The organism is Bradyrhizobium sp. LMTR 3 (assembly GCF_001693485.1).
GTDB lineage: Bacteria > Pseudomonadota > Alphaproteobacteria > Rhizobiales > Xanthobacteraceae > Bradyrhizobium.
In genome coordinates this window covers 903,588-919,158 of record NZ_MAXC01000012.1, presented here as the reverse complement: position 1 = coordinate 919,158, position 15,571 = coordinate 903,588, and the positions used below count along the sequence as shown (strand labels likewise).

Here is a 15,571-nt window from a genome sequence, read left to right as displayed (position 1 = left end):
TCGATGAAGGTGCCAGTCGCCCCCCGCGCTAGGCTCTTTCTGGGCTACCCGCGCGATCGCACAGAAGGCTCTCGTACTCGTCGCAAGCATGTTGGTTGCGCAACGGAGGATGCGAGCGGGCGAGGAAGTCGCCCGCCGCTTGAAGTAGGGCCGTTGGTGCGCTCAGCAATCGCTCCCAGCGCTACATCGATCACTATGAACCGCTGAGAGTAGGGCGCGTTGCCTACCATTACGCCAATAGCGCCGCAGATGCGCTATCGACGCTCCGCGTGACACAGCTTTGCTCGTCGTTTGTGAGCCTACAACCTGACGCAGTGTGCGATTCAAGCAGTTTCGTTGGTGTAGCTGAACATCATTTCATTCGACAAAATGCGTCTGTCGGAATATCTGAACCACGTCGCGGGCACAGGTGCCAAATGCAGCCGCCACAATGGCGTAAAAGCCCTCCGCTGCACTCTTTGCCTAGTTCCAAGAACATCTTGCGGGGGCCTGGCAGGTGGCTGGCGCGAAGCAAGATTACATCGCTACTTGATCAGCGGCTGCTTAAGCGCGCCAATTCGGGCGCGCTGCGGCTGACATCGAATTGCAGGGGTTCTTCTGCATGCAGAAGTGGCGTACGTGCCTCTTGCAGGTCGGGCTTCCGAGACATGCGGGCATACGAGAGCGGCCCGAGCGAGCAGGTGATCTTGAAGCATCTGGATGGCCGAGACCAGGTGTTAAGAGGCCTCGAGCAAAACCTAGCAGCGCCTGCGATTTCGGGGGGGCTCACGCGGAGAAGCCATGCGGGCCGCCTCCTGCAACATTATCCGCCGCATCCAAATGCTTGCCGGATCAGTATTGTGGAGGGCAGGCCATTGAATGGCCTCGGTGAATGCGGGAAGTGGGAGAGGAGTTTCGACGATCCGCAGGGGCACCGTCTTTGCGAAATGCTGGGCCAACCTTGAGGGCATCGTCGCTATACGCTCAGTCCCCGATAGCATCGGCGGGATCATCGTGAAGCCCTGCACAGCGACCTCGATGCGTCTCTTAAGACCGTGCTCAAGCAAGAACCATTCCTCAATATTGGGCCTAAGCGCCTGCCCGAACTTCGCTGCAACGTGTCCCATTGATATGTATTTGTCGAATGTAAGCTGCCGTGACAGCTGCTTGTTAGTGCGGCAGCCTACGCACACGAGTGTCTCCTCGAACAGTGTTGCTTTAGGATGCGCGCTCGACATGAATAATTCCGGTAAGACAAGAAAGTCGACCTCGCCGCGCCGCAGAAGCTCATCGGGCTCATCGATAAAGGGCAGAAATTCGAACCGGACGGCGGGAGCTTCCTGCGCGACACGGTCGACGATCCTTCGAAAAAAAACAACTGTCATGAAATCGGAAAGCAGGATCCTGAAGCGGCGGTCCGATTCGGTTGGGTTGAACGTGTCGCGGGAAATAATGGAGAGCTGAATGTGCACCAGAGTCTCGCGAATCGGTGCTGCGAGCCGCTTCGCTCGTGGTGTTGGGACAAGCTCCCGGCCCCTCATCGTAAATAGTTCATCGCGGAAATAAGCGCGTAGCCGGGCGACGGCCGCACTCATGGCCGGCTGGCTCAGGTTGATGCTGCGTGCCGCCGCGGTGAGATTGCGTTCGGTCATCAGAGCATCGAGCGCGACGAGAAGATTTAGATCAAGTCCTTTGAAGCGCATAGCGTGGAGTTATCCATCCTTTGGATGAGTTCAATAAAAACAATCGATTTTACCAATTGTGCCGAATGGCGGATAGCAAAGCCGTCGGTCGGGACAAACAAAAAGTTCAGGCATATCAGGAATGCTTATCGATCTTTGCCCCGGCTCCGCGAAAAAGTCTCAGCTGCACCCCGAGCGCCGATCGAAGCGCATGTCCATTGGAGCCAGAGTTTTCAACGGGTTGCGCAAACTGCATCGCAATAGCTTAACGGGAGAGGCGTGCCGGAGGTCGCGTCGCCGCACACTACCGATAAACGTTCGTATAGCTTCTCCAACTGTTTCTATATTGGCCGTTTACCTCCGTAGAATTGGTTCAGCCCGCCAGTTCGCTCTAACGTCGCAACCAGTCAGGAGCTGCCGATTGAAGGCGCCAAATGCCTTTGCGACCCGGCTAAATCTATCGCGTTTCCATAGCAGTCAAATCGTGCGCAAAATGCAGGAGAAGTCCCCAGTGGATCTGGTGCGAATGGCACATGCGCTCGATGTAATCTCCGTCGTGGATAGCGATGCATCGGTCCGTAAAGCGCTGACAGGCGCACTCTGTTTGACAGGCGAAAATTGCGAATCTGTCCAGTGCGCAGATGAGTTCTCGCAATTCAGCCGTTCTCGCAGCACGTCCTGCTTGATCGCAAATGTTCAGTGGCCCGGAGTGGCCGGGCCCGAGCTATGCCAGCATCAGGCCGCAGCCAGCGTTTCCCATTCCCCGGTGAAGCCATTCATCGAAAGCGAACGGCTCGCGTGCATCAACTCCATCGTCAAGCGCCAGACAGTGCATGCGAGGCAATTATGAATATTGCCGTATCCAGCTCTACGGCAGGTGTGTCCATGCGCTCGCCGGTGCGGTGGAGGGTGGTCTGGGAAAGTGAACTGCGCCTCGCCGACCATATCGAACTCTCCGACTTCTTCCGAAAGACCTATGGTCCCACCGGGGAATTCAATGCCAAACCATTCGGAGACTATCGAAGTTGGGCCGGCGCGAGACCTGAGCTCCGTGTAATCGGCTACGACGCACGCGGCGTAGCGGCTCATCTGGGCGCGCTACGCCGCTTCATCAAGATCGGAGACGTCGATCTACTAGTGGCCGAGCTAGGATTGTACGGGGTACGTCCGGATCTTGAGGGACTCGGAATCACGCACTCAATGCGCGTGATGTATCCAGTACTGCAGAAGCTTGGCGTTCCGTTCGGCTTCGGTACGGTTCGGTATGCGCTGAAGGAACATCTTACAAGGTTGCTGGCCCGCCGCGGTCTGGCAACCATTATCTCCGGGGTCCGCGTGCGGTCCACCCTTGCGGATGTGTATCTGAAGTTATCGCCCACGCGCGTCGAGGACGTGCTTGTCCTGGTTCTGCCGATTGGACGGCCGATCAGCGAGTGGCCGGCTGGTACGGTGATTGATCGGAACGGGCCTGAGCTGTGACATACCTCGACCGCTTATGCGAAGTGCGCAGCGAATACGCTGACCGCACTGAAAGTCGCGGCGTCTATCTGACGTTTGACGACGGTCCCGATCCACTCTGCACTCCGGATGTCCTGGATGTGCTCGCGGAACACCGAGCGCCCGCTACGTTCTTCGTTATCGGGGCGTACGCGGCGGACCAGCCGAAACTGATCCGACGAATGATCGCAGAAGGGCACGAGGTCGCAAACCACACAATGACGCATCCGGACCTGTCCAGATGCGAACTCACCCAAGTGCAATATGAAATACTAGCGGCGAGCAGGGTCATCAAAACGGCGTGCCCCCAGGCAGCGCTGCGGCACATGCGTGCGCCTTATGGGATGTGGAGCGAAGAGGTGCTCACCACGTCGGCGAGGGCTGGCCTGGCCGCCCTGCACTGGTCGGTAGATCCGCGAGACTGGTCTCGTCCCGGCGTCAACGCGATTGTCGACGCTGTGCTGGCCTCTGTCCGGCCGGGTGCAATCGTGCTCTTGCACGATGGATGTCCTCCCGAGGAGTTGGGACGGGCTACTCATGCTCGTGTTCGCGACCAGACCGTCTTGGCGCTTTCCCACCTGATTCCAGCATTGCATCGCCGCGGATTTTCAATCCGCTCGCTTCCTCAACCTCACTAAACAAATCGACACACCCATGAATCTTCTTGCTACGACCAGCACTGTCGCTATTTCATTGTATGCGCTGCTCTCGACTTTCTATAAAAGCGCGCAGGTGCTTTATGCTCTACCGACAAACGTTTCATCGGCTTCGGATGACGTGGTCGTCTCCGACGCTTTGCCGAGCGTGGATGTCATCGTCCCCTGCTTCAACGAGGACCCGCGCACGCTATCGGCGTGTCTGAGATCCATTGCAGGCCAAGACTACATCGGAAAACTGCAGGTCTATGTGGTTGATGACGGGTCCGGAAATCTCGAAGCCCAAGCACCCGTCCACGACGCCTACGCTGAAGACCCGAGGTTTAGCTTTATTCTTTTGCGAGAGAATGTCGGAAAGCGGAAGGCGCAGATCGCTGCGATACGCAGGTCGTCTGGAGATTTGGTGCTCAACGTCGATTCGGACACGATACTCGCCGCCGATGTAGTCACGAAACTTGCACGAAAGATGCAAGATCCGGCGATCGGGGCGGCCATGGGTCAGTTGACGGCGAGTAACCGAAACGACACCTGGTTAACCCGGCTGATCGACATGGAGTACTGGTTGGCTTGCAACGAAGAGCGCGCGGCACAGGCTCGCTTCGGGGCCGTTATGTGCTGTTGCGGCCCATGTGCCATGTACCGCCGTTCCGCGCTCCTTTTGCTGCTAGATCAGTACGAAACGCAGTTTTTTCGGGGAAAGCCAAGCGACTTCGGTGAGGATCGCCACCTCACGATCCTCATGTTGAAAGCAGGATTTCAAACGGAGTACGTTCCCGACGCCGTCGCGGCAACAGTGGTTCCGGATAGGCTGAGGCCGTATCTGCGCCAACAACTCCGTTGGGCACGCAGCACTTTCCGTGACACCTTCCTTGCGCTGCGCCTGTTGCCCGAACTTGATCGCTATCTCACGCTAGATGTAGTCGGACAGAATCTCGGCCCGCTACTTCTCGCCGTGTCATCGCTAGCGGCGCTCGCGCAGCTGGCACTCACAGCCACAGTACCGTGGTGGACAGGACTGATTATCGCATCAATGACCGTGGTTCGCTGCAGCGTCGCAGCGTTTCGTGCTCGCGAACTTCGGTTTCTCGGCTTTTCTCTGCACACAATCATCAACATCTTTCTCTTACTCCCCGTGAAAGCCTATGCATTGTGTACATTGAGCAATAGCGATTGGCTGTCACGCAAGTCTGCAAACTTACCAAACGAGGGTGAAAAACAGGTCGTCATCCCAAACCCGATCGCTGGACCAAACGCTAAAATTGCTGGGTCAGTTCGCAGTAAGGATCTTTCGCGCCGTTCTTCGAGTTTCGTGACGTCAAACAGTATTTGCAGCGGCGAGTGACCTTGAACATTACGTAGGTGCACAAGCCGTGAGCCGGAACAAGAAATATCAATCGTTAGATCTCGAATTGGCGAGCGACGATCCGTGGCGGCTCGACGGTAATCCGTTCGAGCGGGAGCGTCACACACAAATGCTCCGGCTGTCGCTTACTCAAGGGGTTATTATACATGGTCTCGAACTCGGGTGCGCAGCCGGCGCATTCACAGAAAAGCTGGCACCCCACTGTCAACGGCTCACGGTGGTTGATGTTATGCCGCGAGCGATCGGTCGAGCGTGCCAAAGGACGAAGAGGTGGTCGCACATCACGTGGATAGCTTCCGATATCCAGGAGTTCTCGACCCCAGAGCTGTTCGATCTGATCGTCGTGGCGGAAGTTCTCTATTACCTCGACGACTTAACTGAGATACGCGCGGCCATCCGCAATCTGGTGCAGATGCTTGCGCCAGGTGGGCATCTGCTCTTTGGATCGGCGCGTGATGCCGCCTGCAGGCGTTGGGGGCACGCTGCTGGTGCCGAGTCGGTCATAACCATGCTCAATGAAACGTTGATCGAGGTGGAGTGCGTACAGTGCCAGGGTGAGTCGGCTGATGAAGACTGCTTGCTCGTCTACTTTCGGAATCCAGTTCGAGTGTCGATTAAATCCAATTGCTGAGGAGACACTATGCGCATCTGCGGCATCAAGCTGACGCATGACGGGGCGTTTGCTCTTGTGGAGGACGGACGGCTGGTCTTTTGCATCGAGCAGGAGAAACGGAGCAACAATCCGCGGTATCAAACCATCGACAATCTTGACGCAGTTGTTGTCGCTTTGGCGGAGCATGGTCTGGATCCGCAGGACGTCGACCAGTTCGTCATCGACGGCTGGGACGGGCAGGTCGAGTCGCAATTCCAAGTCCTCAGCGGGGTGGCACCCATCACTCTCAAAGGGGCGCCGTATGTTGAACGGAATGCCCACAGCCTTCTCACTTCGCGCGACGGCTTTAACCTGATGCTCGACGGCCGGGTCTTTCCTTATAAAAGCTATCCGCACGTCACAGGCCATGTGGCCTCCGCATACTGCACAAGCCCTTTTGCTAAAGCCGGACAACCCGCCTTCTGCCTGGTATGGGACGGCTGCATCTTTCCACGTCTCTACTACGTAGAACCCCGCGGCGCGCACTTCATCGAATGCCTGTTTCCGATTATAGGCCATGCTTATGCTGTCGCGGGCCATCACTTCGGACCTTATAGGCAGGCGAGCCGTACGAGCTGGGACCTAGGTGTTGCCGGCAAGCTGATGGCCTATATCGCGCTCGGGTCTGTTGATGAAGACATCGTGGCGGTGTTTCAGGAGCTCTACGAGGAGCGCTTTGCGGGCGACACGGAGCATGCTCGTCGTCATCGTGCGGACGTCAATAGCGAGGAGGCCTCACTGGAGGCTATGCACGACTTCTTCGACGCGAGCGAGCTCCGTTTGAAAGATAAGCTGCCCGAAGATGTACTTGCATCGTTTCATTGTTTCCTCGAGCGTCTCCTTATCCGCCAAATGGCCAGTGCTTTGGAGCGGCATTCGTGTTTTCCGGGGCCGGGCAATTTGTGCATAGCCGGTGGCTGCGGTCTCAATATCAAATGGAACAGTGCATTACGTGCGACTGGCCTGTTCGATGATGTCTGGGTGCCGCCCTTTCCGAATGACAGCGGCTCGGCAATCGGTGCCGCTTGCTCCGCAATGGCGGCGGCCAAGGGCTTCGTGCCGCTGCAATGGTCGGTCTACAGTGGCCCGGCACTAATACCCAGCGATGTGTCGTCCGAATGGAACGCTGCGCCATGCAGTATGCGTGAACTTGCGACCATCCTCGCGAGCAACAAGCCAGTGGTTTTCCTTGCCGGTCGCGCGGAGCTTGGACCACGAGCATTGGGTGGCAGAAGCATTCTGGCAGCCGCGACTTCGCCGGCAATGAAGGATCATCTCAACGACATCAAGCTCCGCGAACTCTTTCGGCCAGTCGCGCCGATATGCCTGGAGGACCGTGCGCCGGAAATTTTCAGCCCCGGAACGCCGGATCCTTACATGCTTTTCGATCACCAGACACGGGCAGAATGGTGGAACAAAGTCCCCGCTATTATACACCTGGACGGATCTGCGCGATTGCAGACCGTTCCCAGAACCTCTCCGCACAAAATCGCGGAGCTCCTCGTCGAATATGAAGAGCTCACGGGCATTCCGCTGCTTTGCAATACGAGTGCCAACCACCATGGACGTGGGTTTTTTCCGGATGCCGCGGCAGCCTGCCAGTGGGGACGCGTTGAACACATATGGTGCGACGGCCTGCTATGGACCAAAACGGTCGTAAGTGAACGATCGCCGGCCGAACGCCTTCTGTCAGTCTAAGATGAACATATGTCCACCGTAGCAATCGACCTTAGCTGCGTAAGGAAGTCGTATGGCGACAGAATCGTCGTCGACGGGCTGTCCTTTGCTGTCGCATCGGGAGAGTGCTTTGGCCTCCTCGGACCAAACGGGGCGGGCAAAAGCACGATTGCGCGTATGGTTCTCGGCATGGTAGCGCCAGACACTGGCAAGATGACCGTGCTCGGCGAGCCCGTACCGGCGCGTGCTCGCCTGGCACGTGCGCGCATCGGCGTGGTGCCGCAGTTCGACAACCTCGAACTGGAATTTACCGTCCGCGAGAACCTGCTGGTGTTTGGGCGCTACTTCAACATGAGCGCACGCGAGGTCGAAGCAGCTGTGCCAGCACTGCTCGAGTTCGCTCGCTTGGAGAGCAAGGCGGATGCTCGTGTCGGCGAACTATCCGGCGGCATGAAGCGGCGACTGACCCTGGCGCGTGCGCTGATCAACGACCCACATCTGCTAGTGATGGACGAGCCGACCACCGGTCTAGATCCGCACGCGCGCCACCAAATCTGGGAACGCCTGCGATTGCTGCTGGCGCGAGGCAAGACGATTCTTTTGACCACCCACTTCATGGAAGAGGCCGAGAGGTTGTGCGATCGGCTGTGCGTGCTTGAGGCAGGACGCAAGATCGCAGAAGGCGAGCCTCGCGCGTTGATCGATGAGCAGATCGGCTGCCAAGTGATCGAGATCTATGGCGGCAATCCGCACGACCTATCTTCTTTGATCAGGCCCTACGCGCGGCATATCGAAGTGAGCGGCGAGACGATTTTTTGCTATGCGCCGGATCCGGAGCAGGTGCTCGTGCAGCTGCGCGGGCGCGCAGGTCTACGCCTTCTGCAGCGTCCTGCGAATCTCGAGGATGTCTTTTTGCGGCTGACCGGGCGGGAAATGGAGAGATGAACGATGCGTGAAGGTTACGCTGCCGTCATGCCCGCCAACGCGTACAACTGGGTCGCTGTCTGGCGTCGCAACTGTCTAGCGTGGAGAAAAGTCGCGCTTGCATCCGTTCTCGGGAATCTCGCCGATCCCATGACTAATCTGTTTGGCCTCGGCTTTGGCCTTGGAGTAATTGTGGGGCTCATTGACGGCACTTCATACATCGCGTTTCTGGCTGGTGGGATGGTCGCGACTAGCGCCATGACCGCCGCCACCTTCGAAACAATGTATGCGGCGTTCGCCCGCATGCGTGCTCAGCGCACTTGGGAAGCAATCCTGTGCACACAGCTCACGCTCGGCGACATCGTTCTCGGTGAATTGGCATGGGCAGCCACCAAAGCCGTTCTGGCCGGAACGGCAATTGCAGTTGTTGCCGCGACCCTGGGCTACGCAGCGTGGGCATCCATCCTCTATTCGATACCAGCAATCGCACTCACTGGCCTCGTTTTCGCGAGCCTAGCGATGGTCGTCATATCCCTTGCGCCCAGCTACGATTACTTCGTGTTTTACCAGACGCTCGTCGTCACACCCATGGTGTTCCTATGCGGCGCAGTCTTTCCGGTGAGCCAGATGCCCAGCGCATTTCAGCGCGTGGCGGGCTTATTGCCGCTGGCACATTCGGTCGACCTCATCCGCCCAGTGATGCTTGGGCTCCCGGCCGGCGGCATTGGCCTGCATATCGGTGCACTGTGCATGTACGCGGTGCTGCCGTTCTTCCTCTCAATCGCGCTGTTTCGCCGACGCCTGATGCGTTAACCCGAGATTCCGCAGAAGCGATAGAGACATGATGGAATACCGCGAATTCGGCAGGCCAATTGGGCTTCGTGTCACGATAAATGGAGAATGAGATGTTCTGTCTAGGAGTGAGCGGTGGACTAGACAAAGTCTATGAAGATACACGTGAGCTATCGAACACATTTCTGCACGATGGCGCTGCGGTGCTCGTCCGGGACGGACGCGTGATAGCGGCCGTTGAAGAGGAGCGCCTCAATCGGATTAAGCACTCCAACAAATTCCCAAGCCGTTCGATACAATACTGCCTTGCAGCCGCAGGAATCCAACTCGGCGACATCGATCGTATCGCGTTCTACGCGACCGAAGCTTATTGCAACGCTATGCTCGAAGGCCTGTTCGGGTCCCAGCCGGACGTCTCGATTCCTTTGGATGCCAAACTGTTGATGCGTAGCTTACTAGCGCAGGAGTTTGGTACCGAGGTCGATCCGTCCCGTGTCTCTTTCGTAAGCCACCATCAGGCGCACGCCGTAAGCGCCTTTGCCATGTCTGGCTTCGAGCAAAGTCTAATCCTCGCGATCGATGGCGGTGGTGATTTTCTCTCCGGCCTCTTAGCTCTGGGGTCTGGAACCGAGGTTACCCAACTCGCGACCTTCCCGGAGAATAATTCCCTGGGGCTACTTTATCTCGAGACGATCCGGTGTCTCGGCTACGGCTTATTCGATGAATACAAGGTCATGGGCCTTGCCCCCTACGGGGATCCGGCTCCCTATCGCGAGCTCTTCGAGCAGTTCTACGAACTTTTAGACAACGGTGGCTACCGCGTCTACCTCGACCGAATCGGTCCGACCCTGCGCCGGCGCATCCAAGTCCGGCGAAAGGGAATGCCATTCACTCAGCAGCATCGAGACGTGAGTGCTTCATTGCAGGAAGCCTTGGAGCGGATCGTGTTTCACATTCTCCGGCATCATCGCAAGGCTACCGGCATGAAGCGGTTGTGCCTGGCTGGAGGGGTAGCCCACAACTGCACCATGAATGGTAAGCTGCTGTATTCAGGGCTTTTCGAAGACATCTTTGTGCAACCCGCGGCGCATGACGCGGGCTGCGCATTAGGCGCTGCACTAATGATGTCTCACGAGCTGGGCCGGCCCGCGCCACGTGAGCGGCTGCGGGAGGTCTACTGGGGTCCCGATCTTGGGAGCGAGCGCGCCGTGCAGCAGGAACTGGATGCATGGGGTGGACACCTTGACGTCGAACGCAGTGACGACGTGGCAGGTAGCGCAGCTGACTGGATGGCTAATGGCGCCGTGATCGGCTGGGTGCAGGGTCGTTCGGAGTTCGGGCCACGTGCGCTTGGCAATCGCAGCATTCTTGCCGATCCTCGGCCTGCGGCAAACAAGGACCGGATCAACGCGATGGTAAAAAAGCGCGAAGGCTATCGACCGTTCGCGCCATCAGTGTTGGAGGAGGATGCGAGCGAATTTTTCGACCTCCCCGACGATACGCGCGAATTTCCCTTTATGAACTTTGTCGTTCGCGTGCGCGACTCCAAACAAAGCGTGCTCGGCGCCATAACGCACGTCGACGGTACTGCGCGACTGCAAACAGTATCGCGCAAGACAAATCCCGCCTACTGGGAGGTTATTAATTCGTTCAAGAAGCGGACGGGCATCCCGGTTCTGCTCAATACGTCTTTTAACAACAACGCCGAGCCGATAGTGGAGTCGGTTGCAGACGCGATTACCACATTTCTGACGACAGAGCTGGATGGACTTGTGGTCGGGCCGTTCCTCGTCAAAAAGAGGGCGGCAACGTTGGAGGATTGGACTGCGCTCGCGGTTTCATTGCCACCTTATGCACGCCTCTATCGGGTTCGCGCTTACACAGCGCGAGATCGCCAGGAGACGGTGTGCGAAATCCGTACGGGGCACTCCAGCGGTGGCAGTGTGCGTATTTCACAGGATGCGTTCGACCTACTGATGCAGATCGAGGGCGAAGCCGTGCTCGGGAATCTCCTGGATACAATTACTTTCGATCCGGCTAGGCGTGAAGCTCTCGTGAAGGAACTGCGGGGATTATGGGAGCAGCGCCGCCTTCGGCTCCATCCTCCACATGCGGCTCGCGCGCATCAAGACTGCGATCAAATGCTGGAGAAAGCATAACGGCACCACGAATATGGTCTTGTGTAGGTCTCCAAATGCGGGGGCAGCTGGGCCCCTGAGCGGGCATATCCGGTAACTGGGCTCATGCTTGTAGCCTTGGGCGCTGCGCCAAAGCAGCGAGCTCAGAACGGAAAGCGTGGCACCAGCAGTTCTATTCGACATGGTACATGCCGGAAAGTGCTTCGAAGAGCTGTTGCAACAAGGCAGGTACGACTGAAATCAAGTATGTGGATCGCAACATTGTCGCGCGGCTCCTTCATAGTAGCGGGCTATGAAATTCTACTAGCCAAGTTGGCTCACGATCGCGGACGACAGCATCGGGCGAGGCCATACTAGAGTTTCCCTAACGTCCTTATCCATGCGGTATTCCCTTAACGAGGAAACATAAATGCTTGTTGGCAGCTCGATGAACGAGCGGTTCGTTGTTTCTCGGCGACGTACTGGTTTCGGTGATTGCCTGTGGTCCCTGGCGTCAGCCTGGCGCTATGCGCAGCGGACGGGGCGGACGCTAGCCATTGATTGGCGTGGCTCCTGTTATCTCGATCAAGCCTTCACGAACGCCTTTCCGGTGTTCTTCGAGCCAATTCAAGACATCGCTGGCGTACGGGTCATCTGCGATGACGAGATCAACCAGCTCTCGTTTCCGGGTCCTTTCTTCCCGTCCTGGTGGAATAGGCCATCCATCGACTGCGTTTACCGCCCAGACGAACAGATTTTCCGAGAACGTGATGAGCTGAGTGAGCTTTTCCAAGCCGAACATGATACTGACGCTAACACCGTGGTGTGTGATGCTTGTTTGATGTGGCGTTGCGATCAGGATGCCGAACGACAGATATTTCGGAGCATTAAACCAAGGTCTGAAATTCAAGCTCGGATTGACGCCATATATCAAGAGCACTTTGAAGGGCGCAGCATAATCGGGGTTCATGTTCGGCACGGCAACGGCGAAGATATAATGGGGCACACGCCCTACTGGGCCGATCCGGAGCTCGCCTTCCGGCAGGTATGCACTGCCATTGATACGGCCAAAGCGCTGCCACATCCAGGACCTGTAAGGGTATTGTTGTGTACGGACAGCGCGCAGGTGCTTGACAAGCTGTCGGCTGTGTTTCCCGATCTTTTCACGATCCCAAAACGCTTCCAGGCGGATCAGGCCGGGCCATTACATAGTGCAGCACTGGGAGCCGACGGCGGAATCTCCGCTCTCATCGAGATGTATCTTCTCGGGCGATGCGATACCGTGATTCGCTTTCCGCCGACTAGTGCCTTCACGCGCTATGCCCGCCTCTTCGCGCCACGCATTATTGAGTTCGATTTGAACGATCCGACTCGTTTGATCTTGATTGATGAATCCTCCGAACATCTCCCGACTTTGTGAAACTCGTAATCCGAACCCTCGTCGATCATATCGAGGCCCGTCGCATTTGCGCGGCATCGCCGTTCATACTGTCGGATGTCGTTTTTCGTTAATGTTCAGAAGGTCGAGCTGTTCGATCACCGCCGGTCAGATCGCACCCGTAGATCGCTCCCGCAGCAGAGCCCGCAAAGAGCCGCTCGGACGGGATCGGCCAGCGATCCCGGGCGTAAACCTCCCGAAGTCTCGCGTCAGGTCCTTCAGCGCTGTCTAAATCAGTTCGCGGATCGCCCGCAAGGGAACGCGCTGCTCCAACCGCCGGTAGCTGAATATGCCCTCTGCCCGCTAATCGTGCCCCACGGATAAGGCCGCACGACTTCGTTCCGCAATGTCTCGATGGCTGCATCGCAATCACGAATGGGCGTTTAACCCCGCAGCTCGATCGGTCTCGGAGGGCGGGAGTCCCTGGTTCAACTGAGCCGCCATCGAATTCGCCAGGCGCAAATTCTCCGCCATGTTGGACTTTGTTAGATGTTGCGCCTCCCGAACTATGGATGGGTCGAAAGCCGAGGAGGAGTTCTCTTCAGCTTGCCAGATAATGCTGTTTGGCCCACCCATTCCGCCAGATGCCGCACGATGTTCTCACCTAGGGGCGGCGCAAATCCCACCACGTTTGAAATACCTGACGACATTGTTCGGTTATAGCCCGACCTCTATCTACGATCCCGGCTTGCTGAACGTGCCGAAGTTCCTGCTCATACCCGAGCTCTATCAAAAGCTCGGCGCCGATTGCATCCGTAATTGCTTGCATCTCTTGGATGCTCAGTTCGATTTGCCAAGTGTGGACTGAGCGGTCATCGACAGCCTTTCTCTTTAGGATTTTTCGATCCCCGAAGCGACTGGACCGAAGATATTCCGGCTGCTCCATCGTCGCCGATGCAATGCAGTTTGGATCGTAGCCGAGGCCAGCGATCACGCGCCGGATTTCCTCGTCGGGGCTCGCCACCAAATGTTCGTACCGCACGGTCTGCGCCTGCGTCCGACCGCGGCGCGCCGCGAGCGTAGGTAGGCCCAGAACGAGATCTGCGAGAGAAGATGCGATGTCGGGAGGCAGGCCGAGCACAAGATCGGAGAGACCAGACAGGCTGGCGGGCGGCCAGCTTTCTGGCACGAGCGGGATGCCCCATGTCGATTTCAGTGAAGCGGCAACAGCGTAGGGATTACGGAATAGAAGTATGTGTGGCGCTTCTGGATAGAGAGAATCCAAAAAATCGAGCACCATCCAATAACGCGGCGTCTTGTCTATGAAGGTACGCTTGCTCGCTGCTGCCAAATATTGACCGTAAGCCGCATCGGCAAACGCACGACTGACGATCGTATGATCGATTCGGCCCAAAAACTCGGACGTTGCGTCCTGAATCAGTGATGCCCCCGCTGGGTGACGGTGGTCCACTCTGCCAAATGCCTCAAGTGCCAGCATTAACCAGGGCTCAGGCGGCGCCACAATATCTGGGTGCTGCTGGAGCAAATGCGACAGCAGCGTCGTCCCCGACCGCGGAAGGCCGAGGAGAAAGCAGACCGCAGGCAAATCGTTGGCATCTCGGCTCATGATTCCACCCTCTTATGCTTGGCAACAAAGCGAGCGGCCGCCCGAGCCTCCCTTTGTCCCGTTGAAAGAAATAAGGGCAGCCGTGCTGTTCCACATGTGACCGCGTGCGCAGCATTGTGACATGAGAAAGGACTTCGCCTGCATCTTCCGCATGATCTGAGAGCTATGGAATTTGGTCCAATTGGCGGGATCGCAGAAGCATTTGGCACGTGCAATCGGCAGCTCCCGATTGCTCGCAAAGCAAAAGCGAAGTCGAGAGTTCGTTCAATTGTACGTAGATACGCGGGTGATACAAAAAAGGTTGGAAAAGCTATACGGAGGTTTATCGGTGGCAAGTGACGCAGGAGGCGCCTATCGCGTCGAGCGGCGCAGCTTGCGGGGCCGCCGGAGAAGGTGGCCGCAATGGGCATGCGCCTCAGTTGATGCTCGCCCCTGCACCTGAGAATTCTTCTCAGGGCCACGGCGAAGATCTGTAGCCATCCTAGTATGCCTGAATTCAATTTGTCCAACTGACTTTTTGCTATCTGTTTCTTCCAATTTTTAAAATCGATTGTTTTGATGGAATGCATCCATGCGCTGGATAAATCCGAATCATGCGTTCAGGGCCTCGATCATCTAAATCTGCTCATCGCGCTCGATGTATCGCTTCGGTGGCAGCCGCTTTGTGAACTTCGGTCGTCTTTCTGAAGATCTGACCTTAAGTCTAGCTTTGAGGTCATATGCGAATGCTGGTGAAGGTATTGGGCGCCGCTCGCGTTTGCCCGTGCAAAGCCTCGGAAGACTGATCGCCCATCAGAATTAGGATCGCCAAGCTCGAGCGCCAGATCTACGGCCATCGATCAGAGCGATCATCGCGGCTGATCGACCCAGTTGGCGCTGACCTTCGAAGAGCTGGAAATTGGCGCCACTAAAGACGAGCTGTTTGCGGAGCAGGCTGTAGCCAAGACGACGAGTGTGCGCGGATTTACGCGAAAGGCGTCCCGAACGCCAGACCGTCACCAGTGTTTCTTCAGTAGACCCCATTGACGCTGCAGCTTCGAGAGTCGATGGGCTTTCACCGGCGCATTATGAGTCTTCCGAAACTCGTCAGTTTTTGGACAGGTAAGTCTTATAGCATTGAGATACTGTCTATCTGGACTGCGATGTCCGGCTTGATCTGCTGCAGAGGAGAGGGGGATGTATTGCTCTAACGAAACAACCCTGAACCCTTTCGTTAACCGTCGATTC

Annotated in this window: 12 protein-coding genes and 1 pseudogene; 11 read left to right on the top strand and 2 right to left on the bottom strand. The window is 57.0% G+C overall.

Annotation, left to right across the window (positions count from 1 at the left end; translation table 11 throughout):
- Positions 1-737: 737 nt before the first annotated feature.
- Positions 738-1,682, bottom strand: coding sequence for a transcriptional regulator NodD1 (gene nodD1 / locus LMTR3_RS13690; protein ID WP_065745491.1), 945 nt, complete (start codon positions 1,680-1,682; stop codon positions 738-740).
- A gap of 400 nt (positions 1,683-2,082) precedes the next feature.
- On the opposite strand from nodD1, the gene LMTR3_RS13685 reads away from it, so the two are divergent.
- From LMTR3_RS13685 to LMTR3_RS13640, 10 genes are all read left to right on the top strand, one after another.
- Positions 2,083-2,511: a response regulator gene (locus LMTR3_RS13685; protein ID WP_141686586.1), complete on the top strand. Its 429-nt coding sequence runs from the start codon at positions 2,083-2,085 to the stop codon at positions 2,509-2,511.
- Positions 2,508-3,140, top strand: coding sequence for a NodA family N-acyltransferase (locus LMTR3_RS13680; protein WP_065745489.1), 633 nt, complete (start codon positions 2,508-2,510; stop codon positions 3,138-3,140). Before LMTR3_RS13685 ends, LMTR3_RS13680 begins: the two co-directional genes overlap by 4 nt.
- Positions 3,137-3,796, top strand: coding sequence for a chitooligosaccharide deacetylase NodB (gene nodB / locus LMTR3_RS13675; protein ID WP_065745488.1), 660 nt, complete (start codon positions 3,137-3,139; stop codon positions 3,794-3,796). Before LMTR3_RS13680 ends, nodB begins: the two co-directional genes overlap by 4 nt.
- Before the next feature lie 16 nt (positions 3,797-3,812).
- Positions 3,813-5,156: a chitooligosaccharide synthase NodC gene (nodC, locus tag LMTR3_RS13670; protein ID WP_065745487.1), complete on the top strand. Its 1,344-nt coding sequence runs from the start codon at positions 3,813-3,815 to the stop codon at positions 5,154-5,156.
- A gap of 28 nt (positions 5,157-5,184) precedes the next feature.
- Positions 5,185-5,808 (top strand): nodulation methyltransferase NodS, encoded by a 624-nt coding sequence (nodS, locus tag LMTR3_RS13665; RefSeq protein WP_065745486.1) that lies wholly within the window; start codon positions 5,185-5,187, stop codon positions 5,806-5,808.
- Positions 5,809-5,817: 9 nt separating this feature from the next.
- Positions 5,818-7,527, top strand: a complete 1,710-nt coding sequence (gene nodU, locus LMTR3_RS13660) for a nodulation protein NodU (RefSeq protein ID WP_065745485.1) — start codon at positions 5,818-5,820, stop codon at positions 7,525-7,527.
- A 9-nt stretch (positions 7,528-7,536) separates the two neighbouring features.
- Positions 7,537-8,451: a nodulation factor ABC transporter ATP-binding protein NodI gene (gene nodI / locus LMTR3_RS13655; protein WP_065745484.1), complete on the top strand. Its 915-nt coding sequence runs from the start codon at positions 7,537-7,539 to the stop codon at positions 8,449-8,451.
- A 3-nt stretch (positions 8,452-8,454) separates the two neighbouring features.
- Positions 8,455-9,243, top strand: a complete 789-nt coding sequence (locus LMTR3_RS13650; RefSeq protein WP_065745483.1) for an ABC transporter permease — start codon at positions 8,455-8,457, stop codon at positions 9,241-9,243.
- Positions 9,244-9,335: 92 nt separating this feature from the next.
- A complete protein-coding gene (locus LMTR3_RS13645; protein WP_065745677.1) occupies positions 9,336-11,381 on the top strand; it encodes a carbamoyltransferase family protein in 2,046 nt (681 codons plus the stop codon).
- Positions 11,382-11,769: 388 nt separating this feature from the next.
- Complete coding sequence (locus LMTR3_RS13640; RefSeq protein WP_065745482.1) at positions 11,770-12,759, top strand: nodulation protein NodZ; 990 nt, start codon at positions 11,770-11,772, stop codon at positions 12,757-12,759.
- Positions 12,760-13,381: 622 nt separating this feature from the next.
- Here the strand turns inward: LMTR3_RS13640 and noeE are convergent.
- Positions 13,382-14,344: a nodulation protein NoeE gene (gene noeE, locus LMTR3_RS13630; RefSeq protein ID WP_065745480.1), complete on the bottom strand. Its 963-nt coding sequence runs from the start codon at positions 14,342-14,344 to the stop codon at positions 13,382-13,384.
- Positions 14,345-15,138: 794 nt separating this feature from the next.
- Between noeE and LMTR3_RS36340 the strand changes: the two are divergent.
- A pseudogene (locus LMTR3_RS36340) lies at positions 15,139-15,338 on the top strand (IS66 family transposase); the annotation flags it as partial.
- Positions 15,339-15,571: the final 233 nt, after the last annotated feature.